This is a genomic window from Streptomyces sp. 3330, assembly GCF_031456635.1.
Lineage (GTDB): Bacteria > Actinomycetota > Actinomycetes > Streptomycetales > Streptomycetaceae > Streptomyces.
In genome coordinates this window covers 505,897-529,501 of the sequence record NZ_JAVDVA010000002.1, presented here as the reverse complement: position 1 = coordinate 529,501, position 23,605 = coordinate 505,897, and the positions used below count along the sequence as shown (strand labels likewise).

At 72.7% G+C, this 23,605-nt stretch carries 19 protein-coding genes and 3 pseudogenes; 8 read left to right on the top strand and 14 right to left on the bottom strand.

Translation table 11 applies throughout. The features are described 5' to 3' along the window. Positions 1–118 precede the first annotated feature (118 nt). Entirely contained in the window at positions 119–1,258 is a 1,140-nt protein-coding gene (locus J2X68_RS05760; RefSeq protein ID WP_310431331.1) for a helix-turn-helix domain-containing protein, read from the bottom strand. An 86-nt stretch (positions 1,259–1,344) separates the two neighbouring features. Here J2X68_RS05760 and J2X68_RS05755 point away from each other — a divergent pair, with 86 nt between their 5' ends. Further along, the gene (locus J2X68_RS05755; RefSeq protein WP_310431330.1) at positions 1,345–2,400 is read left to right on the top strand and encodes a ferredoxin reductase; all 1,056 of its coding nucleotides are present in this window, start codon (positions 1,345–1,347) and stop codon (positions 2,398–2,400) included. A 7-nt stretch (positions 2,401–2,407) separates the two neighbouring features. After that, on the top strand, positions 2,408–3,526 hold the full coding sequence (locus J2X68_RS05750) for an acyl-CoA desaturase (protein WP_310431329.1): 1,119 nt from the start codon (positions 2,408–2,410) through the stop codon (positions 3,524–3,526). A 528-nt stretch (positions 3,527–4,054) separates the two neighbouring features. Here the strand turns inward: J2X68_RS05750 and J2X68_RS05745 are convergent. Next, on the bottom strand, positions 4,055–5,071 hold the full coding sequence (locus tag J2X68_RS05745) for an SDR family oxidoreductase (protein WP_310431328.1): 1,017 nt from the start codon (positions 5,069–5,071) through the stop codon (positions 4,055–4,057). 277 nt (positions 5,072–5,348) lie between these two features. On the opposite strand from J2X68_RS05745, the pseudogene J2X68_RS05740 reads away from it, so the two are divergent. After that, positions 5,349–5,873: pseudogene (locus J2X68_RS05740) on the top strand (alpha/beta fold hydrolase); the annotation flags it as partial. Between the two features lie 230 nt (positions 5,874–6,103). Here the strand turns inward: J2X68_RS05740 and J2X68_RS05735 are convergent. Further along, positions 6,104–6,237: pseudogene (locus J2X68_RS05735) on the bottom strand (IS701 family transposase); the annotation flags it as partial. A gap of 92 nt (positions 6,238–6,329) precedes the next feature. Further along, positions 6,330–7,538 carry a PAS domain S-box protein gene (locus tag J2X68_RS05730; protein WP_310431327.1) on the bottom strand — a complete coding sequence of 403 codons (1,209 nt, stop codon included), beginning with the start codon at positions 7,536–7,538 and terminating at the stop codon, positions 6,330–6,332. 356 nt (positions 7,539–7,894) lie between these two features. Between J2X68_RS05730 and J2X68_RS05725 the strand changes: the two genes are divergently transcribed. Genes J2X68_RS05725 through J2X68_RS05715 form a run of 3 tightly spaced genes read left to right on the top strand, consistent with a single transcriptional unit; the run spans position 7,895 to position 12,704 of the window. Next, positions 7,895–9,268 (top strand): ATP-grasp domain-containing protein, encoded by a 1,374-nt coding sequence (locus J2X68_RS05725; protein WP_310431326.1) that lies wholly within the window; start codon positions 7,895–7,897, stop codon positions 9,266–9,268. Beyond that, a complete protein-coding gene (locus J2X68_RS05720; protein ID WP_310431325.1) occupies positions 9,265–11,271 on the top strand; it encodes a PEP/pyruvate-binding domain-containing protein in 2,007 nt (668 codons plus the stop codon). Before J2X68_RS05725 ends, J2X68_RS05720 begins: the two co-directional genes overlap by 4 nt. Next, positions 11,268–12,704, top strand: a complete 1,437-nt coding sequence (locus J2X68_RS05715) for an MFS transporter (RefSeq protein WP_399039335.1) — start codon at positions 11,268–11,270, stop codon at positions 12,702–12,704. Before J2X68_RS05720 ends, J2X68_RS05715 begins: the two co-directional genes overlap by 4 nt. A gap of 196 nt (positions 12,705–12,900) precedes the next feature. Here the strand turns inward: J2X68_RS05715 and J2X68_RS05710 are convergent, their stop codons facing one another. The 10 genes and pseudogenes from J2X68_RS05710 to paaA form a co-directional block, all read right to left on the bottom strand. Next, a complete protein-coding gene (locus J2X68_RS05710; protein ID WP_310431324.1) occupies positions 12,901–13,545 on the bottom strand; it encodes a hypothetical protein in 645 nt (214 codons plus the stop codon). Between the two features lie 125 nt (positions 13,546–13,670). Beyond that, on the bottom strand, positions 13,671–14,921 hold the full coding sequence (kynU, locus tag J2X68_RS05705; protein WP_310431323.1) for a kynureninase: 1,251 nt from the start codon (positions 14,919–14,921) through the stop codon (positions 13,671–13,673). Positions 14,922–15,070: 149 nt separating this feature from the next. Continuing rightward, a pseudogene (locus tag J2X68_RS05700) lies at positions 15,071–15,868 on the bottom strand (alpha/beta hydrolase family protein); the annotation flags it as partial. Next, the gene (locus J2X68_RS05695; RefSeq protein ID WP_310431322.1) at positions 15,858–16,703 is read right to left on the bottom strand and encodes a tryptophan 2,3-dioxygenase family protein; all 846 of its coding nucleotides are present in this window, start codon (positions 16,701–16,703) and stop codon (positions 15,858–15,860) included. The gene J2X68_RS05695 and the pseudogene J2X68_RS05700, both read right to left, overlap by 11 nt. A gap of 53 nt (positions 16,704–16,756) precedes the next feature. After that, entirely contained in the window at positions 16,757–17,533 is a 777-nt protein-coding gene (locus J2X68_RS05690; RefSeq protein WP_310431321.1) for an SDR family oxidoreductase, read from the bottom strand. Positions 17,534–17,588: 55 nt separating this feature from the next. Further along, on the bottom strand, positions 17,589–18,734 hold the full coding sequence (locus tag J2X68_RS05685) for a 2Fe-2S iron-sulfur cluster-binding protein (RefSeq protein WP_310431320.1): 1,146 nt from the start codon (positions 18,732–18,734) through the stop codon (positions 17,589–17,591). Beyond that, positions 18,731–19,231, bottom strand: a complete 501-nt coding sequence (gene paaD, locus J2X68_RS05680) for a 1,2-phenylacetyl-CoA epoxidase subunit PaaD (RefSeq protein ID WP_310431319.1) — start codon at positions 19,229–19,231, stop codon at positions 18,731–18,733. The genes J2X68_RS05685 and paaD overlap by 4 nt, the downstream gene beginning before the upstream one ends. Continuing rightward, positions 19,228–20,028: a 1,2-phenylacetyl-CoA epoxidase subunit PaaC gene (gene paaC / locus J2X68_RS05675; protein ID WP_399039332.1), complete on the bottom strand. Its 801-nt coding sequence runs from the start codon at positions 20,026–20,028 to the stop codon at positions 19,228–19,230. The genes paaD and paaC overlap by 4 nt, the downstream gene beginning before the upstream one ends. After that, entirely contained in the window at positions 20,012–20,401 is a 390-nt protein-coding gene (locus J2X68_RS05670; protein WP_310431318.1) for a 1,2-phenylacetyl-CoA epoxidase subunit B, read from the bottom strand. The genes paaC and J2X68_RS05670 overlap by 17 nt, the downstream gene beginning before the upstream one ends. Continuing rightward, positions 20,398–21,483, bottom strand: a complete 1,086-nt coding sequence (gene paaA, locus J2X68_RS05665; RefSeq protein WP_310431317.1) for a 1,2-phenylacetyl-CoA epoxidase subunit PaaA — start codon at positions 21,481–21,483, stop codon at positions 20,398–20,400. Before paaA ends, J2X68_RS05670 begins: the two co-directional genes overlap by 4 nt. Before the next feature lie 322 nt (positions 21,484–21,805). On the opposite strand from paaA, the gene J2X68_RS05660 reads away from it, so the two are divergent. After that, a complete protein-coding gene (locus J2X68_RS05660; protein WP_310431316.1) occupies positions 21,806–22,060 on the top strand; it encodes an acyl carrier protein in 255 nt (84 codons plus the stop codon). Next, entirely contained in the window at positions 22,060–23,538 is a 1,479-nt protein-coding gene (locus tag J2X68_RS05655) for an AMP-binding protein (protein WP_310431315.1), read from the top strand. The genes J2X68_RS05660 and J2X68_RS05655 overlap by 1 nt, the downstream gene beginning before the upstream one ends. The last annotated feature ends 67 nt before the right edge of the window (positions 23,539–23,605 follow it).

Genomic DNA, 23,605 nt, shown 5'->3' with positions numbered 1-23,605 from the left:
CGCACGGTGTGGCAGTCCGCCCGGTCGGTCGTCCCGTCGACCCGGCGGAAGGGAGGCACGGGACCGGCGCAGGACCACAGTGGCGCGCGCTCATGGGCACGGACCGTCGACGTACGCCTCAGCCGACCCGAAGACCGACCGCCAGCGTCAGTTCAAGGACCCGGTGCGGCGATGCGAGATCCGGAAACAGTTCCCGCAGCTGCGACATCCGGTACCGGACGGTCTGGGGATGGACGAACAACGCCGCCGCCACCTCGTCCCGCCTGCCCTGGTGCAGCAGCCACGCCCGCAACGTCTCCTCCAGCCGCCGTGCGGTCGCGGCAGGCAAGGTCCGCAGCGGTGCGAGAGCTCGGGCGCGCAGGTCTGCGTACGCGTCCGCGTCGGCGCTCAGCACCAGCTCGGGCAGGTGGTCCTCGGTGTCGTGGATGTCGGAGGAGAGGGAGCGCGCGCGTACGGCCCGTGCGTACGAGGCGGACGCACGCGTCCATGGCCGGGCCGGGCCGACCACGGCCGTGCGGTCGGTCAGCTGCCGCAGGAGATGTGATCGGTCGGCATCGGGGACGAGCAGCACACCGGTGGCGTCCGGCAGATCGTCGAGGACGAGGGTGCTCGGGTCGAGCGTGCGGTAGGCGGGCCGGGCCTGGGCGGCGGGCAGCAGGACCGCGGTCAGCGAAACCGGAGGCTGCCACCCGGCCCGTTGGACGGATGCCAGCAGGACGTCCGGGCTCGCGCCGGCGAGGAGGTCGCGCGCCAGGTGCTCCAGGTGGCGCTCCTGGGCCCTGCCCCGGGCGGCCAGTTCGTCGGCGTGGCCCGCGGCGCTCGCGGCGGAGAGCTCGTCGATGTAGGCGAAGGTCAGCTCGGCGAACTTGGCGACCTCGGCGGCGGGCAGACCCGCGGGGACGGCACCCGCCGCCAGGCACCGCCAGGCGACGCGGGCGCCGACGCGGTAGGCGCTGAGCAGGGCGTCCATCGAACGGCCGTCGCGCACCTCGCCGCGGCCCAGCTCGTAGGCCGCGTCGCCGCCGTCACCGCCTGTGGCGTTCCCGCTCGCGAGGTCCAGGTAGTGCCCCAGGGCGGTGCGGACGGCGCGGCGGATGGTGGCGCCCATGTGGCCCGACAGGGCGTTGGCGTAGGGAGGAACCTCGTCGATGATCGCCTGGACGACCTCGTCGGCGGTGGCCTTCAGCGCGGCCCGAAGAGCGGTGACCGTCGTCTCGTCCAGCGTCAGTTCGCTGGCCCTCCGGATTGCATGGCTCATTTTTTGTTCCCTGCGAACAGTTCAACCAACCAGATTTACGTCCTGCGGTCAGGACTTTACGCCTTGAGGTACAGCAAGCTGGAGTCATGACGAGTACAGCCCTCCGCAGCAGGGCGTGGAAAATGCTGGAGATGGTCACGACGCCGCTGCTGCCGTCGGACTACCTCGACCTGGTCAGCCCGCTGCGTGCGGGCGCGGACCTGCGGGGGCGCATCGAGGCCGTGCACCCCGAGACAGCTGACGCCGCGACGGTCGTGATCAGGCCGGGACGGGGCTGGCGCGGCCACACGGCCGGTCAGTACGTTCGGATCGGGGTCGACGTCGACGGAGTGCGCCTGTGGCGTGCCTACTCCCTCACCTCGCCGACGAACCGCCGGGACGGCCGCGTCACGATCACCGTGAAGGCGATCCCGGACGGCAAGGTCAGCAACCACCTGGTCCGCAGAGCGAGACCGGGCACGTTGATCCAGCTCGACCAGCCGACCGGTGACTTCGTCATGCCGCAGGCCAAGCCCGCCAAGGTGCTCTTCCTGACGGCCGGCAGCGGCATCACGCCCGTGATGGGCATGCTGCGCGACATCGAGTTCGACGACGTCGTCATGGTCCACTGCGCGCCACAGCCGCAGGACGTGATCTTCCGCAACGAACTGCACGACCTGGTCGCGGGCAGGAAACTGCGGCTCACCGAGGTGCACACCGACACGGACGGCATGCTCGACATCGCCCGTCTCGACGCACTCGTGCCCGACTGGGCCGAGCGCGAGACCTGGGCCTGCGGGCCCGCGGGCCTGCTCGACGCCGCCGAGAAGCACTGGAGCGATCACGGCGTGGAAGCGCGCCTGCACACCGAACGCTTCCGCCCCGGCGTCGTCGTCACCGGCGACGGCGGCGAGGTCACGTTCAGCGCCACCGGCAAGACCGTCGACGCGGACGGCGCCAAGCCGTTGCTGGACGTCGGCGAGGAGGCCGGCGTGCTCATGCCCTCCGGGTGCCGCATGGGCATCTGCTTCGGCTGCGTCACGCCGCTCAAGGCCGGCGCCGTCCGCGACCTGCGCACCGGCGAGATCACCGAGGCCGAGCCGGGCGTCCTCATCCAGACCTGCGTGTCCGCCGCTGCGGGCCCCTGTGACATCGAACGGTAGGAGCACCTTGACCGCCATCGACCCCACCGCCCACCTGACCGCTGAGCAGATCGAGGAGCTCGGCCGCGAGCTGGACGCGATCCGCGACGAGGTGATCGCCAGCCGTGGCGAGAAGGACGCTGCCTACATCCGCAAGGTCATCGCGGCGCAGCGCAAGCTCGAGCTGGTCAGCAGGGGTGTACTGCTGTTCTCGATCTTCCCGCCCGCGTGGGTGATCGGCACCGCCGGTCTGTCCGTGGCGAAGATCATGGACAACATGGAGATCGGCCACAACGTCCTGCACGGCCAGTGGGACTGGATGCGGGACCCGAAGATCCACTCCACCACCTGGGACTGGGATCACGTCTCGCCGGCCGATCAGTGGAAGCACTCGCACAACGAGCTGCACCACACGTACACCAACGTGATCGGCAAGGACAACGACCTCGGCTACGGCATCATGCGCGTCGACGAGGACCAGCGGTGGCACCCGTTCCACCTCGGGCAGCCGCTGTGGAACTTCCTCAACGCCTGCTTCTTCGAGTACGGCATCGCAGCGTACGACCTGGAGCTCGGCAGGAACCTGAGCAAGCGCCGCCGCAAGAACCCGGAGTTCCGCGCGCGGGCCAGGGCCGTGGGCCGCAAGATCCGCAAGCAGGTGCTCAAGGACTACGTGATCCATCCGCTGCTGTCGGGTCCGTCGTTCCTCTCCACGCTCGCCGCCACCTTCACCGCGAACCTGGTCCGCAACATCTGGTCCCACTCGGTGATCATGTGCGGGCACTTCCCCGAGGGCGTGCAGGTCTTCGAGCGCCGGTCGATCAAGGGCGAGACGCGCGGCGAGTGGTACCTGCGCCAGATGATGGGCTCGGCGAACATCAGCGGCAGCAAGGCCATGCACTTCATGACCGGCAACCTGTCGCACCAGATCGAGCACCACCTGTTCCCGGACCTGCCGAGCAACCGGTACGCCGAGGTCGCGGTGAAGGTGCGCGCGCTGTTCGAGAAGTACGAGCTGGACTACGTCACCGGGCCGCTGCCCAAGCAGGTGTTCTCCGCCTGGCACAAGGTCTTCCGGCTCTCGCTGCCGAACAGGAAGCCCAAGGCCGAGGTGCCGGAGCGCGAGCAGGAACTCGTCGCGGCCTGATCCCTGCAGGGGTGGTGGTTGAGCTCTTCCGGCCGTACCCGCGGCGCCGCCGGTCGCGGTGAGATCCGCCGCCGACGGTGGGCGGCCGCGACTCAGGCCGTATGACACGGGAGCCGGGCAGCGCGGTGTCCGACTGCGCCGCCCGGACGTGCGTCAGGAGCACAGCACGCCCCCGGCTCAGTGTGGTAGTGACCGACCTGCCGTGGTCGGACGGGGGCCGACCCGCAGCGCACTCACCCCCCAGCCGCCGGGAGAACAGCTCGGCCTGTACTGACTCCCGACGGCAGCTCAACTGCCCTATCCCCCGACCGTGTTGGCCGTTCCGCTGCCCCCGCTCTCGGACGTTCGCTGCGGGAACCGCGTCGGCGCGGGACCCGAAGTACGCGGTGGAGCCACAGGGGGAACATCTCAACGAGCAGGCGAATCAGGCGGATTGACTCGACCGGGGGCTCGACCGGGGGCTCGACCGGCGAGAGCGTCGCAGCGTACGGGCCGGGAATGCCCTCCCCGGCTCCCCTTCAGCTCACCTCACCCCACCTTCCGCCCCTGCATCGGCGCGGTCGGCTCGCCCTCCCCGCTCCGCAGTCCTCGCAGGAACTCCTCCAACACCTCCGTAGCCGTGTGCTCCGGCCGCCAGCCCAGCTCGACCCGCGCGCGGGTGCAGTCCATCAAGGGGAGCCGCAGTACGGCGTCGAACAGATGCGGCGAGGCCGGCAGGAGCCGCAGGTTCCAGGCCGCGGCGATCGCCGACCGGGCCACTGTCCGGGGCAGACGCACCGGACGGGCGCCGAACATCGCGCCCAGCAGCGCCGCGTCCACGGTCGGATCGGCCGCCAGGTTGAACGCGCCGCGCACGTCGGTGTGCACGGCGAGCCGGTACGCCCCGGCCGCGTCGTCGGTGTGCAGCGCCTGCACGCGCAGTCCCTGCACGTCGGGGATGAAGGGCAGCGACTCGGGGCGGGCGATCTGGCCGGGCAGGAACCTGCCGCCGAAGATGCGGCGCTGCTCGCTCGCAGACTCCCGCTTGAACAGGAACGCCGGCCGCATCCGCACCACCCGGGTCTGCGGGTGGTCGCGCTCGAAGGTGTCCAGGGTCCGCTCCAGGTAGGCCTTCTCCCGGCAGTACGCGGCGTCGGGCCAGCCGTGCGTCGGCCATGACTCGTCGACCGCGCGGTCCTTGGGTCCGGGCGAGTACGCGCCGACCGACGAGGCGTGCACGAGGGCGGGCACCCGTGCGGCGGCAGCGGCTTCGAAGACCCTGATGCTGCCGAGGACGTTCGTGCGCCACGTCACCGCCGGATCGTGCGTGGGCTGGAAAGCCCAGGCCAGGTGCACCACCGCGTCGGCGCCTTCGAACGCCGCGGCCAGATCCGCGTCCTCGCAGGCCAGGTCGACGGCCGTCCACTGCGTCTTCGGCGGCGACCAGTCCGGGATCCGCCGGGCCAGCCCCCGTACCGAGGCGACCTCGGGGTCCTCCGACAGAAGACGTACCACGCTCGTCCCGACGTTGCCGGTGGCGCCCGTGACGACGACGTTGCTGCTCACCTTCGGCTCCTCTCGGCGTTCCCTTCCGGGCGAGCGACCGAGTACCCAGGCCGGGCCCGGCGCACGCGGTCATGACCCGAGAGGTAATCGACGCCCGCAGCCGTGGCCGCAAGCATGAACGACGTACCCGCCGCTTCGGCATCCCCGCACTTCAGGAGGACGTCCCATGCCGTACTTCGCGAGCCCGGTCGACGGCGCACAGCTGCACTACGTCGACTAATGCCCCGCCGACGGGCCCGTGATCGTGTTCGTGAACAGCCTCTGCTTCGGGACCGAGATGTGGGAGTACCAGATGCTGCCGCCGGCCCGCGAGGGCCACCGCTGCGTGGGCTTCGACCGGCGCGGCCACGGACGCTCCGACGACGTGTGGGGCGGCTTTGACCTGGACAGCCTCGCCGACGACCTGCAGGGCCTCCTCGACCGTTTCGACCTGCGCGGGGTCACCCTCGTGGGCCACTCCCTCGGAACCGCGGAGATCGTCCGCTGTCTGACCCGGCACGGCGCCGACCGCGTCACCCGAGTGGCGCTGGTCGCCGGCATGGCGCCCGGTCCGGCCCGGTCGGCGAACCACCCCGAGGGCGTCGACCCGGAGCTCCTGCGGGCGGGCACCGAAGCCTTCCGCCGCGACCACTCCGTCTTCTTCACGGACGGCGCGCACGCCTTCTTCGCCCTGGACCGGCCGGGCAACGACCTCTCCGAGGCGTACGTCGAGACCATGATCCGGCGCTGTCACGGCTCGACCGCCCGGGCCGGGGTCGCCCTCGGCGAGCTCATCGCCGAACTCGACGTCGCCCCCGAGCTGGCCGCGCTCGACCTGCCCGTGCTCGTCGTCCACGGCACCCACGACACCTCCGGGCCCATCGAGCTGACCGGCCACCGCGCCTCGCCCCGAAGGCCACCCTCGAGGTGTACGAGAACGCCGGCCACGGCCTCTTCCCCACCCACGCCGACCGCCTCACCGCGGACCTGCGCGAATTCGTGGCCGGGGGCTGGTACCGCAACGGTGCTTGTTCTGACCGCTGGGCAGTTTCGGCGGCGGGCGATCACCCGGTGCCGGCGGTCTTCGCGGTGCCAGGGCCTAACCTCGGCGGGGCCCGGTCGTAGATCCGCCGACCGTGGGCTCCCTCGCCGCAGGAGCGGCGTGTCCGCTTCTGCCTGGGCAGGCCTGCTGTGAAGCAGAGGAGAACGTCCCGCGCTCGCGCAGGGTGCAGCAGCCCGATGACGCCGAGCCGAGGCGAGCCTTCCCGCCCGTGGAGGGTCAAGCGGTGCTGAGGGGGTGGGTCGCCGTGGCCGAGCGTGGAGGCCAGGTGTGGGGGGCGAGTATGCCGAGGACGTAGGCGCGGGCCACGAGGGCCGGACGTGTGGCGGCGCCCAGCAGATGCCGCAGGCGGCTGAGGTGGTAGTCGAGTGTCTGCCGCGACAGTTTCAGCGAGGCGGCTATGTCACTGTTGCTGCTGCCCTGCGCCAGCAGCGACAGGATGCGGATCTGCGCCGCGGTCAGCGGCGGATGCGCCTCGTGGGCGAGGCTCTGATGGGTGATCACGGCCCAGACGTGCCGTGCCCGGCTGGCGGAATGGCCGATAGTCGTCAGGTGGACCTCGGCCCGCCGCTGCAGTCCTCGGGTGTCGACGAGCACGGCGGTGGTCTCGACACGTCGGGTGCGGCGGGCTATCAGACTGTTCCAACGACGGTGCAACCGGTCGAGATCGGGGCCGGGTCCGGGGGCGAGCAGCGTGTGGGCGCGGCGGCCCACGAGGTCGGTCAGGCCGAGGTGGAAGAGTTCGGCGGCCGCCACGCTCGCCTCGACCACCCGCCCGCTCGCCGACAACAGGGCGCAGGGCAGCCCGCTGTGGTCACGCAGGGCGCTGAGGTTCTCCTCGGCCTCCTGGCGCTGCGCCGTGGCCCGCAGGTGGTCGGTGATGTCCACGTAGATGCCGGCGATGCACGTACGGGACTGTTCCCGCACCGGGAAGCGGTGGCCGACCGCGCGGCCCGTGGTGCCGTCCGGACGCCGGTAGCGGAGGGTGTGACGGACGGGCGTGCCTCGGGTGAGTATCTGCTGGTCCAGGGCCCGGAACCGGTCCGCCTCGGCCGGGGCGTCGAAGTCCTCGATGTATCTGCCGACCAGTTGCTGCGGCACGGTGCCGTAAAGGTGCGCGTAGGCGTGGTTGGCCCACAGGTAGCGCCCGTCGCGATCCCGGATGAAGGCGGCCGCCGGAGCGAGATCCACAAGATCCGCGAAGGCAGCGTGGCCGGGGGGCGCCGCGAGCCCCGCTCCTCGTCGCCGCCGGTCCCCGGTGGGCTGTGAGCCGCCCGGGTCGGCGCGGCCGCCGGGGTCGTCCCACTCGTCCGTCTGCCCGGGCCCGTCGGCGTTCCCCTCCCCCGCCTGCCACGGCTCGTCGACTTCGCATTCCCTCCAGAACGCGGGAAGGCTCTCGAGCAGTGTCTTGAGGCTTGGGTCGCCCATCACGGTCTCCATCCGTATACGACCGGCTGACGCACAGTCACATGACGTTGGACAGCCCGCCCGGTACAGCACAAGCGCCATTCCCGGCCGAGTTGCCGAAAAGGGACGGGGGGACCCCGCCGCCCTACCGCTCGGGCCGGGCGCCGGGGACGAGATTCTGCGAATCACGTCTGCGACTCAGGCGTTTGCCTGAGTCGCGAGCGCCCTCTGCGGCGATATGGACGGGTACAGCCTGGTCCCCTGGAGTGTGCGGGCGGGACGCCGGACGCCGCCCCCGCACGCGCCCCCGGGCCCGTCGCCGCACCAATGGCGCCGAGCACGGCCCCTACCGACCAGGTGAATGGAGACGAACTTCTGTGAGCACGGTGCTGTTGGTGCATGCCAAGGGTGGTCCGCCGCTCGGCCATGTCCTGTCCCGGACGGCGGTGAGGGCGGACGTGCACCTGCTGGCGCTCAGCGCCCTTCCCGCCGCCGTGGCGGGTTCTGCCGCCAGACTGTGCGCCTCGGTCACGACGTCGGACGACTCGGGCCGCTGCGATCTGGTCTCGCTGATCGTCTCGCGGGCCCAGGAGGTGGGCGCGGACGCCGTGATCACCTTCTCCGAGTACGCGGTCGTGGCCGTCGCCGAAGCCTGCGAGAAGCTCGGCCTGCCCGGCGCGGGCGCAGCCGCCGCACTCGCGCGCGACAAGCGGTTGATGCGCAGCACCTGGCAGCGAAGCGGCCTGCCGCAACCCGCGTTCCGCCCCGTCGCCACGGAAGCGGATCTGCAAGCGGCGGTGGACTCCCTGTCCTGTCCGCTGCTGCTGAAGGCGGCCTGGAGCGCGGGATCCACGGCCCACCAGATCATCACCTCTCCCGGTGACGCGTCCGCCGCCTGGGCCCGCTCCCGGCAGGTCATGGCGGAGTCCGCCCGGTTGGGATACGCGGAACTGCATGTCGCCGAGGCGAACGCCGACTTCGTGGTCGAGGAGATCGTCAGCGGCACGGCGGCGGACTGGTTCGACGAGCCCGGCTGGGGCGACTACCTCAGCGTCGAGGGCGTCGTGGCGGACGGCGTGTTCCACCCCGTCTGTCTCAGCGGCCGGATGCCCACCATCGAGCCCTTCACCGAGCGCGCCGGCATCACCCCCGCCCTGCTCTCTCCGGACGCCCAGAACCGCGTCGTGGACCTTGCGCGCCGCGCGGTCGACGCCCTGGGCCTGCGCGACTGCGGGACGCACACGGAGATCAAGCTCGGCCCCGACGGGAGCATGTGGCTCATCGAGACCGCTGCCCGGTTCGGCGGCGCGATGACGGTGCCGCAGATCGAGGAGGTCTTCGCACTGGACCTGGTGGGCATGCTCGTCGACCACCTCCTGGGACGCCCTGTCGCCTGGCCGGAGCAGGCCCTGACACCAGCGCAGGCCCGGGGTGCGGCGGGCTCCCTCGTCGTCCTCGCGGTCGACGGCCGCGGCGATGCATGGCAGGACCGCAGGGTCTGGGACTTCCCCGTGGTCGCGTCGGACGTGCCGCTGAGCCCGGACAGCGAGCTGTCGGTGGTGGCGGAGAGCTCCCTGCCCGACGGCAGTGTCGTGCCGGTCTACGACCCCGCCGCGGGCGCCAACACCATGGCGGCCCTGTGCCTGCTCTCCGCCGCCGACCCGCGGACGGTGCTGCGCGACTTCGAGACCCTGGTGGACGCCCTGCCCCGGGTGCTGCCCGCCGCGCAGTCCGAGGAGGTCCCCGCATGAGCGTCCACCCGGCCACCGGTGCCGCCGAGCCCGCCACGGACCGCACGGTCGTCGGCGAGAATCTCTCCCTGCCGCTCTTCCGGACGCTGTCGGGAGTCCTGGCGGGTCACCCCTACCTCAAGGTCGTCGTCGACCGCGCGGAGGACACCTGGCACCTGCTCGACACCGGCGCGCACCCCTTCCACGCCAACTACATCGCCACCCGGGTGCTGGGGATGGACCTGGCCACGCTCGACGCGCAACTGGACGCGTTCAACGCCTCCGTCTACACCGATCCCGAGCGCCGGTTCCTGCTCGGTGTGCTGTCCCTGCACACCGAGCAGGAAGAGGGCAGGGAGCGGCCCTTCCTCGTCCTGGAGACGACCGAGGCCGACACCATGCACGGCGAACTGCTCGCATTCTTCTACGCGTTCGTGCGGGCCCGGGTCGACAGCAGGCTGCCGCTGCTGCTCAAGCCCGCCAACCACGGGCAGGAGGAGGAACTGTCGGCGATCAGTGAACAGCGTGTGCCCCGCATCCTGAGCCACGAGCTGTTCGGTTCCCGGGAGCGCACACCGCTCAACGCCGGCGAGGCCACCGGTCGACTGCGGTTCTTCCGGACCACCGAGGAGTACACGGCGGCGGAGACCGGGCTGGGCTGGGCGGACATCGTGGCGATGCCCTGCCTGCCGGACGACGTGCCGCGTGTCGCCGGCTTCATCAACACCGCGCCGATCACGCCCCTTTCGCACACCAACGTCCTCGCCTGCGGGTGGGGCATTCCCAACGCGATCGTCCGCGACCTGGAGCAACTCGTCGACAAGCACGGTCTCGACAACGCGTGGGTGCGCTACCGGGTCGACGAGGACGACATATCCCTGCAGCGCCTCGACCACGAACCCGACCTGCGGGCGCCGGCCTGGCACCAGCAGCGCATACGCCTCGAACCGCCCCTGCTGGAGGACGCCCCCGTCCTGTCCCTGCACCGGCTGCGCAGTGCCGACCGCGACCGCTACGGCACGAAGGCGGCCCATCTCGGCGAACTGCACCACGTCCTCGACAGCCGCACGGTGGACCTGACCTCCTTCTACGGCCGGCCCCGTCCGCCGCGTGCGGACCTCTACGGCCACCTCGCCGCCCGCCTCGGCCTCACCTCCTTCACAGCCGAGCAACTCCGCTTCAAGGCAGCCGAGTTCGTCGCCGAGGCGGTCGGCGCCCCCGAAGGCGTCGCACTCCCCTTCGCACTCCAGCAGCGGTTCCTCGCCTCCTCCCCCGCCCTCCAGCAGGGCATCGGCAAACTGAAGATGGCCCTCGAACTCGACGCCACCGACGTCCTGGACTCACTGTGCCTGCACCTGCAGCACCTGATCCGGCACACCCCCGTCCCCGAGGCGGTCACCCGCCAGATCGACCAGGCCTTTCCCGCCGCGGCGGCCTCGCGCGGACGGCTGGTGGTGCGATCCTCCTCCAACGCCGAGGACCTCCCCGGGTTCTCCGCGGCGGGCGTCTACGACTCCGTCACCACCGTCCACGGCACCGGCGAACTCCTCGACGCCGTACGCCAGGTGTGGGCCTCCCTCGTGTCGCCCCGCAGTGTGCGGCTGCGCCACCAGGTCGGCATCTCCCTCGACGACACCTACATGGGTGTGATCATCCAGGAATACGTGCCCGCCTCCCTGGGCGGCGTCCTCGTGACCTGCAACCCGACCCGCCGAGAGGACTTCCGCAACGTCTACCTCAACTGTTCCCCGGGCTCGCCCGAGCAGGTGGTCGACGGGACGGTGCTGCCGCAGCAGTACCTGTACAACACCGTGGAGGGCGGCGGCCGTACCGTCGCGCTGGGCTCGTCGGGCCAGAAGCTGTCCGCCGCCGTCCGCACCCGGCTCGCCGACCTGTCCTTGACCGGACGGCTCCTCCAGTCCCACTTCAGCGCCACCGACGTGGACCAACCCCTCGACATCGAGTGGCTGATGACCGGGCAGGGCGGCTTCCGGCTGGTCCAGATCCGTCCCTACGCGCTGTGAGGGTGCGTCCTGGCCGGCCGCGCCCCGGCACCGGAGCGTCCCCGGGCCCGACCGACACCGCCCGCCGGATCATCCGGCTCAACTACGGCTTCCAGCTGCTGTTCAACCTGCTGTGGTGGATGCCGGTGTTCTACGCCTACCAGAAGGCGGCCGGCCTCTCGGACGGACAGATCTTCGGCATCCAGAGCATCTACTACGTGGCCTTCTGCCTGCTCGAGATTCCGACCGGGCTGATCGCCGACCGGATCGGCACCCGTAACTGCCTGCGGGCCGGCGCGGTGGTGATGACGGCCGCGAACCTGGCCCCGGTGGTCAGCGCCTCGTACACGGGGTTCCTCCTCCACTTCCTGGCCATCGCCGCCGGCCGGTCGCTCACCTCGGGCGCGGCGAGCGCCTACCTGTACGACGGGCTGCGGGCGCAAGGGTGCGACGAGCACTACCTGCGGGCGGAGGGCACCGCGCGGGCACTGGGCCTGACGGCGAAGGTGGTGTGCTGGCCGCTGGTCGGGCCCTTGATGGCTCTCGCGCACCCGGCCCCGTACCTGCTCAGCGCCGCAAGCGCGGCTGGCTCCCTCGTCTGCGCCGTGCTGCTGCCCCGACTCGCCGGAGCGGAAGCCGGAGCGGACACGGGCCGAAGTGACGGCGGGCGCAGGGGCGGCGCCTTCCTGCGGGACGCGGGGACCGCGCTGCGCTGCGTCGCCTCCTCGCCGTGGCTGGCGCTGGTGATGGTGCAGGGCGTGGCGGTCTTCACGCTGTCGCGTATCTGCCAGGTCAATCTCTTCCAGCCGATCCTGCTGGACCACGGCATAGGCGAGGCCTCGCACGGAGGGGTGCTGGCCGCGATGACCGTGGCGGAGGCGGTGGCGTCCGCGCGACCCCAATGGCTCAGCCGCAGACTGCCGCCGGTCGCCTGGGTGTCCGTCCTCAGCCTCGCGCTGGCGGCCGCCCTGGCGGCCATGACCCTCGGCGGGCCGTGGACCGTCGTCGTGCTGCTCTGCCTGTTCGCCGCCGCCACCGGGTTCGCGTTCCCGGTCCAGCGCAAACTGGTCAACGACGCGGTTCCCGCGCATGCACCGCGGGCCACCCTCCTGTCGGTGGAGAGCATCGTGGACCGCGCGGTGTGCGCCCTGGCCGCGATCGCCGCGGGCGCGTACCTGTCGGCCGGGCGTCTCGACGCCCTGCTGTGGCACAGCGCACTGGCCACGGCGGTGCTGCTCGGAGCCTTCCAACTGCTGCTGCGCAGCGGGGTGGTCTCCCACGGGGGCCAGGACGGGGATCGGGCGGTGCCGCGAGCGGGCGGCCGCAAGGGAGCCGGTGGCCCCGCCTCGGCGGAGGCGGGCGACGGTGCACCCGACCTTTCGGACGCGGGGGACGCCGCCCGCAGGGAGGCCCTCGAACCGAACCGGGCTCCCGGGTACCACGAAACGACCTGACGGCCTGACGGTCTCCCGGCGGCCGCGTCGGGCCACCGGGACCGTCGCGCCGTCGGCATATCAGTCTGTCACCCGGCGCCGACACGGTAGCCGTGGCGCAGGCGCCGATCCGTCGTCGTACGCCCCGGAACCAAGGGCGTACGACGACGGGCGGTCCCGCCTGCGGCTGCGGCTGCGGCTGCGGCTGCGGCTGCGTTCATGCGTGGCGACGTCCGAGGAGTTCGACCAGTCCCGCCGGCAGGAACGCGGGCCGCTGCGGCATGCCGATCTGGTACGCCACGTAGCCCAGCGAGGAGGCGACGGACACCTCCTGGGCGGTCTCCGCCTGGTACACGACCCGGCAGCCGGCCGAGTCCTCCTTGGCGCGCTGCCACAGGACCGGGGACGGCTTGCGTTCGGCTTCGGTGCGCGGTGTACGGATCCGGTCGCCGAAGTCCGCCCAGGCAAAGGCCGCCGGGCCCCGCCACGTCGCGTCCACCTCCGTCCGGAGCCGGGCGGCACGCTCGGCGTCGGTCGTGCCCCAGGAGGCCGGGACATTGGTGATCAGGCCGACTCTGATGTGGCGTTCCCGCAGGGTCCGCAGGTACGAGGACGCCCCGGGCAGGTAGGTGGTGCTGCCGTCTCCGGCGGTGTGCACCAGGGTCTCTCCCAGGTCGAAGTACACGACGGGACACCCCCGTTCGCCGTGCTCGGGCATGATCGTGGTGACGGCCGCCCCCGGGCCCTTGTCGGCTTCCTCGGGGGCGGCCGCGGTCGCCGGCGTACAGAGCAGGCTCGACGCCAGGGCCGCGACCAGCGCGAGGCCCACACGGGCCGAACTGTCGGAGGCGGATCCGTTCATGTGCACCGTCCCTTCGCTGTCCTGAACATGACATGATAGTGCCCCTGCGTCCGCCGCCTCCGTTCCCGGCGTGATCCCTTCCCGGCGTGATCCCTTCCTGGGGTGTCCGCCCGTGACCGCGGGGCTCAGGTGACCGGGCCCGACGGTGAGGGTGCGCGGTCGTACGACGATTCGCGCACGATGGCACTCAAGTGCTGTGCGGCGGTCAGCAGTTCGGTGTGGGTGGTGTAGAGCGCGTTGACGCCGAAGCGGAGCAGGTCGGGGGCGCGCATGTCGATGACGACGCCCCGGTCCGCCAGGGCCCGGGTCAGGCCTAGGGCGTGCGGGTGGCGCAGGGACACATGGCTGCCCCGGCGGGTCGCGTCCCGGGGGGTCGCCGGGGTGATGTCCAGCGGGGTGAGGAGTTCCTCGGCGCAGGTCAGGAAGAAATCCGTCAACGAGACGCTCTTGGACCGCAGTTGTGCCAGGTCCACGTCCTCGAAGACGGTGAGGGCCGCCTCGAGGGCGAGCAGGGACAGGATGGGCGGGGTGCCGATACGGGCGCGGGCGATGCCCGGGGCGGGTGTGTAGTGCCGGTCCATGGCGAAGGGGTTCGCGTGGCCGTTCCAGCCGGTCAGCGGGGTGTCGAGGGCGTCGTGGTGACGGCGGGCGGCGTAGAGCCAGGCGGGCGCGCCGGGGCCGCCGTTGAGGAACTTGTAGCCGCAGCCGACGGCGAGGTCCACCTCCAGTGCGTCGAGGTGCAGCGGCATCGCGCCGGCCGCGTGGCACAGGTCCCACACCGCGAGCGCGCCCGCCCGGTGCGTGGCCTCGGTCAGCGCGGCCATGTCGTACAGCTCGCCGGTGCGGAAGTCGACCGGTGAGTAGCTGACCGCCGCCACCCGGGAGCCCTGTTCGGCGAGGAACTTCTCCAGGTCGGCCGGGGGTATGCGGCACACCTCCAGGGCGCTGTCCCGGCGGGCCACCGCGTCGGCGAGGTAGCGGTCGGTGGGGAAGTGGCCGGGATCGGTGACCAGCAGGGGCCGGTCGGGGCGCAGCGCGGTGGCCGCGCTGAGGGCGGTGAACAGCTGCACGCTGGTGGAGTCGCCCGCCACCGTCTGCCCCGGCGCGGCGCCGACGAGGCGGCCGATGGTGTCGCCGACCCGCAGGGGCGCGTCCCACCAGCCGCTGTCGTTCCAGGAGCCGATCAGGCCGGTGCCCCACTGGCGGGCCACGACGTCCGCGAGGGCGGGCGGGACGGCGGCGGGCAGCGGGCCCAGGGAGTTGCCGTCCAGGTAGATGACGCCCTCGGGGAGGATGAACCGCTCGGCCAGCGGGGCCAAGGCGTCCTCGGCGTCGGAGCGGGCGGCCCGGTCTTCGAGCGGGGTGGCGAAGGTCATGGGTGCGTGGCCCTCCCTGGGGCGGTGCCGCGGTCGATGCGGGGTGCTGCGGTCGTGTCGGCGCCGCTGTCGATGCGGGGTGCGGGGGCCGTGTCGGTGCCGTCGCGGGGTGCGGGGGCCGTGTCGGTGCCGTCGCGAGGTGCGGGGAAGCCGGCGGACATCTCCCGCAGGGTGTCGGCGACCGCGCGGGCTCCGGGGGCGCCGGGTTCGATGAGGGTGTAGTGGCCGGTGCCGGGCAGCACGACCGTCCTCAGGTCCTTGTGCACGGCCGCGTAGTCGGTGAACTGGGTGAGCGGGACCTCCTCGTCCGCGGCGCCGTGCAGCAGCACCGTCGGCACACCGGTGGTACCGGCGCCGCGCAGCAGGGTGAGGGGGTCGACGGCGGGCAGCCGTTCCTCGAACACCGCCTCTCCCCCGAGGAGTTGCACGGCCGCGTCGTTGCTGAGGCCGTCCCGGCGGGTGGCGGCGAGGTCCGTGATCGGGGCGAGTGCGAGCACGCCGGTCGGGAGGGTGCCCGTGTGCCAGCGGGAGCCGTCGGGCAGCAGGCCGCGCGCCGCGCACCACAGGGCCAGATGGCCGCCGGAGCAGTGGCCGGCCAGGACGTAGGGCCGCCCCTCGGGAAGGGTGTCCACGATCCGGGCCACGTCGTCGAAGGTCTCGGGATGCCCGCCGGCCCCGCCCGAGCGGCGGAAGCCCGGCAGCAGCACGTCGAAGCCCTGCTCGGCGAGGTAGGCGGCGAACGGCGTGAGGTGCATGCGGTCGTAGCGCCAGTAGCCGCCGTGGAGCAGGATCACCAGGGGGGCGCCGGGCTCCCCGGCCGGCCAGGCGTCGTAGGCCTGGTGCGGGTGGTCGCCGTAGCGGCCGTGCGCCGGACCCAGCACCGGCTTGAGGCTCAGTACCCGCTTCTCCTCCTCCGCCGCGAAGGCGGAGATCGCCCTAGACCCCACCGCGCACCTCCCACAGCTCCGGGAAGACCGGCCGGTTAGCGCGCTGTTCGAGCCAGGCGAGGCCCGTGGAGCCGGCGCTGCCGCTCTTGGCGCCCATGGCCCGGCGGACGACCATGACGTGGTCGAAGCGCCAGCGCAGGACGAGTTCGGCGATGTCGGTGAGCAGTTCGCCGAGGACGAGCAGCGGATCGTGCTGGGGGCCGGAATAGATCAGCCGCCACACCTCCACGACGCCCGGGTCCGACGTGTAGGGCGCGCTGACGTCGCGTTCCCGCACGTGCTCCGGAACCGGCAGCCCCCGCCGGTGCAGACAGCCGAGCACCTCGTCGTACAGGGACGGCTGGCGGTGGGTCTCGCTGAGCGCCTCGTGCACGACGGGGTCGCCCCGGTGCAGGCGCAGCATCGCCTCGGACTTGTCGCCGAGCAGGAACTCCAGTTGCCGGTACATCGCGGACTGGAAGCCCGAGGCCTTGCCGAACGCGGCCCGGAAGCCGTTGAAGCGGGCGGGGGTCAGCGCGGCCAGGGGCGCCCAGGCGGCGTTGAGGGCGGTCAGGGCGCGGCGGCTGCGGGTCAGGGCGTCCATGGCGGCGTCCAGGTCGTCCTTGGCGAAGGCCGTGCCGGCGCTGCGCCACTCGTGGACGATCAGGGTGAACCACAGCTCCATCACCTGGGTGGTGACGACGAATCCCATCTCGTCGGGTGCCTCGGTGAGGGGCTGCTGGAGGTTGTTGAGGACGGACGCGTGGACATAGGCGTCGTAGGGGCTGGCACCTTCGAAGGGCCGGGTGAGTGAGTCGTCCGCGGCCCGGGCCGGTGCGGACGTGCCGTCGTTCATGGTGAGGGCCTCCTGTTGCTGCCGCGGGCGGCGCGGCGGGACGGGCGCGGGGCTCACGGGCCGAGGTGAACTCCGCCGGAGGCGTCGATCCACTGGCCGGTCACCCAGCGGGCGTCGTCGCTCGCCACGAAGGAGACGACGTCGGCGATGTCCGCGGGGGCGCCGAGCCGGCCGAACACGGAGGCCGCCTCGTACCTCTGCCGGATCTCCGGGACGGCGAGCGTCGGATTGATCTCCGTCTCGGTGTAGCCGGGCGCGACGCTGTTCACCGTGATGCCCCGCGGTCCCAGTTCCTGGGCCAGGGCCAGGGTGAGGTGGTCGAGGGCGGCCTTGGTCATGGTGTAGGCGATGATCGGCGGGAAGGCGACGCGCGTGGCGACCGAGGAGACGTTCACGATCCGGCCGCCGTCGCGCAGCCGGTCCAGACCGCGCTGGACGATGAAGAACGGCGCTCTGGTGTTGATCGCGAAGACCCGGTCGTAGTCGTCCTCGGTGACGTCCGCGATGCGGCGCGGGACGGTGATGCCCGCGTTGTTGACGAGGATGTCCAGGCCGGGCGCCGCGTCCTGCCCGGCGAGGGCGTGGTCGAAGGCCGTCCACAGGGTGTCGGCGTCACCGGGCACGCCCAGTTCGGCGTGGACCGGGAAGGCACGTCCGCCGTCGGTCTCGATCTCCTTGACGGTGCGCTCGGCGGCCTCGTGGTCATGTCCGTAGTGGACGGCCACGAGGGCGCCCTCGTCGGCCAGCCGGCGGGCGACGGCCCGGCCGATGCCGCGGCTGCCGCCGGTCACCAGCGCGGTCCTGCCCGCGTGCCGCAGGGGGGTGGTCAACGTGTTCTCCTTCTGTTGGGGGCGCTGGGGTGGGTGGTGGCCGGGGCGGGTGCCGTCAGGCGTCGAAGTCGACGGTGACCTCGCCGCCGAGGGGCCGGGCGCGGCAGGTGAGCGTGTAGCCGGCGGCCAGTTGTCCGGCGTCGAGGGCGTACTGGGGGCCGGTCGCGACCTCGCCGGCGAGGACCTTGGCACGGCAGCTGCCGCAGATGCCCTCGCGGCAGGCGTACGGCACGTCCGGGTGGTCGCGCAGCAGCGCGTCGAGGAGCGCGGGGTCTCGCGGCCCTGCGGTGACGACCCGGCGGTGGCCGTCGTAGAGGGCGGTGATCCGGGTGCTCTCAGGGACGCGCGGCGCGCCGGGTCGGGGCGGGGCGCCGGGCACCGGCAGGCCGCCGGGCACGGGCGGGAGCGGCGGGGTGTCGCCGAGGGTGAACAGTTCGGAGCGGACCAGGGCCGGGTCGGCTCCCGCGTCCGTCAGCGCCCGTCGGACGGTGGCGACCAGACCGGCCGGACCGCACAGGGCGAAGGCGGTGTCCGGGCCCGGCCGGATGTCCAGCGCGGCGAGCAGCCGAGGCAGCCGCACGGCGTCGATCCGGCCGTCCAGGGGCGGGCGACCCTCGCGGGTCAGCAGGTGGAGCACGGTGAACCGGTCGACGAACGCGTCCTTGAGCAGGGCGAGTTCGTGGGCGAGCAGGGCGTCCGCAGCCGTGGGGACCGAGTGGACGAGGTGGACCCGGCAGGTGGGATCCGTGCGCAGCGCGCTCGCGGCCATGGCCGCGAGCGGGGTGATGCCGGAGCCGCCCGCGATCAGCACGTGGTGGGCTCCGGGCAGCTCGGGCAGGGCGAAGGCCCCGGCGGGCGCGGAGAGTTCGAGGTGGTCGCCGGGTGCCAGCCGGGTCAGCGCGTACGCGCCGAAGCCGTCCGGGGCGCCCCGCTTGATCACCAGCCGCAGCGCGCCGGGCTCCTCGGGCGGCGGGCACACCGAGTAGCTGCGGCGCAGTTCCTCGCCCGGGCGGCGGTGCCGGACGACGACGTGCTCGCCGGGCCGGTGCGCGAAGGTGGCGCGGAGTGGGGCCGGTACGTCCAGGGTGACGGCGACGGCGTCCCCGGTGAGGTGCTGGACGGCGGTGACCGGGAGCCGGTGCCAGCCGGTGCGACGGCGGGCGCCGTCGGGCGCGAGGGCGGGGTTCGGGCGGGTCCTCATAGCGCGCTCAGGTGGGGGAACAGCTCGCGGCAGGCGGTGCAGCGCAGCATCGACTGGCAGCGGGTGGGGCCGAACGCGCTGTGCGGCCGGGTGGCTCGGGAACCGCAGTGCGGACAGGGCACCCCGGTGAGCCGGACGAGGACCGGCCCGTCACCCGGTGCGGGCGTGGGCGGGGCGATGCCGTGGGCGGCGAGCGCGGCGCGGCCGGCCGCGGTGATGCGGTCCGTCGTCCACACCGGGGACAGCACCTGCCGTATCCGGGCGTCGGGGTGGCCGCAGTCCGTCAGGACGTCGCGGATCGAGGAGGCGATGGCGGCCAGTGCCGGGCAGCCCAGGTAGGTGGGGGTGAACTCCACCTCGAGACGTCCGTCGGCGGCGGGGCCGACCGATCCGATCACTCCGAGGTCTCCGAGGGCGATGAAGGGCAGCTCCGGGTCCGGCAGCGCCTCCACCCGGGCGCGGACCTCCGATGCCGCGAGGGTCGTGCCGCCGTTCACCAGGTGCCTCCGGGGAACTGGCGCCGCACCGACTGGAGTTCGGCGACCAGGGACGCGAACTCCTCGGTGTGCAGGCCCGCACGGCCGCCCCGGGCCCGCCAGCGGGGGGACGGGACGGTGAGTCCGGCCCGGGTGATCACCTCTGCCGTGCTCCGCTGCCATCCCGGGCGCAGGGGGGCGGGCGAGGGGGCCGTTCCGGCGGCGGCGAGGTCGCGTACCGGGTCGTCCTCGTCGAAGAGTTCCGCCGTGTACGGCCACACGCGGTCGAGGCCCTCCTGCATGCGGCGGGCGCTCTCGGCGGTCCCGAGGCCGAGGCGTTCGGTCCAGGTGTCGGCGTGCAGCCGGTGGAAGGCGGTCTCCTTGGCGGCCCGCTGTCCGAACGCGGCCAGTTCGGGGTCCGCGCACCCGCCGAGCGCCCCGTAGTACGCCACGGCGTAGTGGGTGTAGGCGAGCTGCCGGGCGACGGTGGCCGCGAAGTCGCCGTTGGGCAGCTCGGTGAGCAGGGCGTTGGTGAACTCGCGGTCGGTCCGGGAGAAGGCGAGGTCGTCCTCGTCGCGTCCGGTGCCGTCGAGGCGTCCGGCGAGGGTGAGCAGCAGCCGGGCCTGGCCGACGAGGTCGAGGGCGATGTTGGACAGCGCCAGGTCCTCCTCGATGGTGGGCGCCCGGGTGATCCACTGGCACAGCCGCTGGCCGAGGACGAGGGCGTCGTCGCCGAGGCGCAGCAGCTGGACGGCGAGTCGGGGGTCGGTGCGGGCGTCCGCCTCGGTGGCGGCCGCCCGCTCAGTGGTCGTGGCCACCGTCGGGGCTCCTCTCGGTCGTCAGCGGCGCGAACTGCTGGGGGTACCGGTACGGCTTGTGCCGCGCGTTGGCGAAGTACGCGTCGCGTTCGTCCGGTGAGGCGGTGTGCACCGCGTCCGAGCGGACCACCCACAGCGACAGCGGGTCGCCCCGGCGGGTGTAGAGGTCACGCGCCCTGAGCAGGGCCGTGTCCGGGTCGTACGCGCGTACCGAGCCCACGTGCTGGTGGGAGAGTCCGCGCCGGGGCCGCAGGAAGACCTCCCAGGACCCGGGGACGCCCTCCGTCCGCGCCGCCTGGGCGCCCTCCGTCCGCGCCGCCTGGGCGCCCTCCGGCCGCGCCTCCGGGGCGCCTTCCTTCTGCCCGCCGCTCATGCCCCTGCCTCCGTACGGTCGTGGCCGTGCTCCGGCCCGTGCCCGTACGCGTGCGCACCGGCGTGCCGGCCGGTCGCCCCGTCGCCGTCCGGGGTGCGGGCGGCGTACGCGGCGGCGGCCTCCCGTACCCAGGCGCCGTCCTCGTGCGCCGCACGCCGGTGGGCGACGCGCTGCCGGGCCCAGTGCGTGTCCTCGCCCAGCGCGCGCCGGTAGACGTCCCAGTCGACCGGGGTGAAGTCGTAGTGGCCGCGTTCCTCGTCCCAGCGGATCGCAGGGTCGGGCAGGGTCAGGCCGAGGCGTTCGGCCTGCGGGACACAGCTGTCGACGAACCGCGCGCGCAGTTCGTCGTTGGTGTGCCGCTTGATGCCCCAGGCCATGGCGCGGCGCGAGACCGCGGCACCGACCGCCGCGGTGCGCGCGTCGGCGCCGCCCGCCTCGGTGTCGGGCGGGCCGAACATCAGCGCCACGGCAGGCAGCCACCAGCGGTCCACCGCGTCCTGCGCCATCGCCTTCTGTGCCGGCGTCCCCTCGCACAGGGCGCGCAGCAGGTCGTAGCCCTGCCGTACGTGGAAGGCCTCCTCCTGGCACACGCGCCGCATGGCCCGTGCGTAGGGTCCGTACGAAGTACGGCACAGCGGGGCCTGGTTGATGACGGCGGCGCCGTCCGTCAGCCAGGCGATGGTGCCGGTGTCGGCCCAGGTCAGCGCGGGGTGGTCGAAGGTCGCCGAGGCGCGCTGACGGCCCTGGTGCAGGGCGTCCAGCAGATCGGCCCGGTCCACGCCCAGCGTCTCGGCGGCGGAGTACAGGTACAGACCGTGCCCGGCCTCGTCCTGGACCTTGGCGATGAGCACCGACTTGCGGTGCAGGGAGGGCGCCCGGGTGAGCCAGGCGCCCTCCGGCTGCATGCCGATGATCTCGGAGTGGGCGTGCTGCGCGAGCTGCCGGAGCACCATGCGGCGATAGCCGTCGGGCATCCAGTCGCGCGGTTCGACGGCCTCACCGGCGCCGACGAGCGCCTCGAACCTCGCCGTCGGTTCGTCCTCGCCGGCGGCCGCGGTGTCGGCGGGCCCTGCCGCGCTCATGCCGCGCCTCCCCGGCCGATCCGCGCCGCGGCGGCGACGTACCCGCCCCTGGACCGGACCCCTGGCCTGGGCACTGGCATCACTCCTTCGGTGTTTCCCTGGCGCCGTTGCGCCCGCCTCGCCCGGTGGACCGGGCGAGGCCTGCGACTGGGAAAGAGGCCGTGCGGGAGGCTCGCAATCCCCCGGCGTGCCGGACGGGTCCCGTGACAAACGTCACGCGGGGGTGCGGGGATTGCGGTGCGGGGTGTGGGCCTCTTGTTGGGGTGACAGGCGAAGGACGCGATCCGCTCGGCGGTCGGCCTGCCGGGCGAAAGGGGTAACCATGAGCACCGTCAGGGAGTTGCTGGTCGAGCTGACCGGCACGGAGGAGTTCGCCGACGCCGCGCGGATCGGTGACGACCTCGACCTCGCCGCGAGCGGCATCGACTCCGGGGACCTGGTCAGGCTGGTGCTGCTGGTCGAGCAGCGGGCCGGAGTGGAGATCACCGCGGACGACATGGAGAAGCTGCAGACGATCGCCGACTACGAGCGTTTCGTGGCCGAGCGGTCCGCGGCCGGTGCCGGTGGCGGTGCCTGATGTGGCTCACGCAGCTTTTGGAACGCAACCGGCAGTGCTTCCCCGGGCGGACGGCACTGGTCGACGAGCGGCGCGCGGTCACCTGGGCCGGATTCCACGACCGTACGCTCGAACTCGCCCGGGGATTCGCGGAGCTGGGGATCGAGCACGGTGACCGTGTGGCCGTGCTCTCCAAGGACCGGATCGAGGTGCTGGAGACCTACTTCGCGCTCGCGCGTCTCGGCGCGCTGTTCGTTCCGCTGAATCACAGCCTGGCCGTGCCCGAGGTCGCCGACATCGTGGCACGCGTCGGCGCCGTCGCCGTGTTCGGCGAGTCCGAACTGCTGGACCGGCAGCCGGAGTTCCCCGCCTCGGTGCGGATCACGATGGCGTTCGACAAGCCGGCCTTCGAGGCACTGGGCAGCGTGGCGGCGCGGCGCGAGCTGCCGCCCGTGGCCGACACCGATCCGGTGGCCGTGCTGCACACCTCGGCGACCACCGGGCGGGCCAAGGGCGTCACGGTCGACGGCGCCTCGTTCCGCGCCATCGCCCTGGGCTGGCTGGTGCAGGCCCGGCCCACCGACGACATCGTGATGGTCAACTGCTGCCCGCTGTACCACGGCAGCATGGTGGTGTCGCTGACCTACATGGCGACGGGCGCCACCATCGTGCTCATGCCGGGCTTCACCCCGCAGCGGGCGCTGGCCGCGGTGGAACGGCACCGGGCGACCCACCTGTGGATGGTCCCGCAGATGGTGCGCTTCATGCTGCAGGCCAAGGGCGCGGACCGCACCGACCTGTCCACGCTCCGGGAGATCCTGTACGGCGCCGCCCCCATGCCCGTCGACGTGTACGAGGAGGCCGTACGGCGTCTCGGCTGCGGCTTCCGGCAGGTGTACGGCATGACGGAGGTCGGCGGCCCGTTCGTCACCCTCGGCCCCGACGAGCACCCCGCGCCGGGGGACACCGCCGCGCGCATCCCCTGCGGTCGCGTGATCCCGGGGATGTCCGCCCGCGCGGTGGGCCCGGACGGGACGGAGTCGCCGTGCGGCGAGATCGGCGAGATCGTGGTGCGCGGACCCGGTGTGATGCAGGGCTACTGGAACGATCCGCAGGCCACGCGGGAGATCGACCTCGACGGGTGGATCAGGACCGGGGACCTGGGGTTCGTGGACGAGGCGGGGCGCATCCACCTGGTGGACCGCACCAAGGACGTCATCATCCGGGCCGGCCAGAACGTCTACCCCTCGGAGATCGAGCGCGCCCTGATGAGCCATCCGGCGGTACGGGACGCGGCGGTCGTCGGGACGGCGGACGAGGACTACGGCGAGGTGCCGCTGGCGTACGTGGTGGCCGAGCCGGACACCGGCGCCCGGGAACTGCTGGGCCACATCTCGGGGTTGCTCGCCCCCTACAAGAGGCCGCGGCGGGTGGAGTTCATCGAGCAGGTGCCCCGCAACCCGGCCGGGAAGATCGTCAAGAAGCTGCTGCGGACCTGAGGGCACGCGCCTTGGCGGCGCGTCCCCGTCCGTCGGCACCGGGCCCGGCCACCGCTCCCCCGGTGGC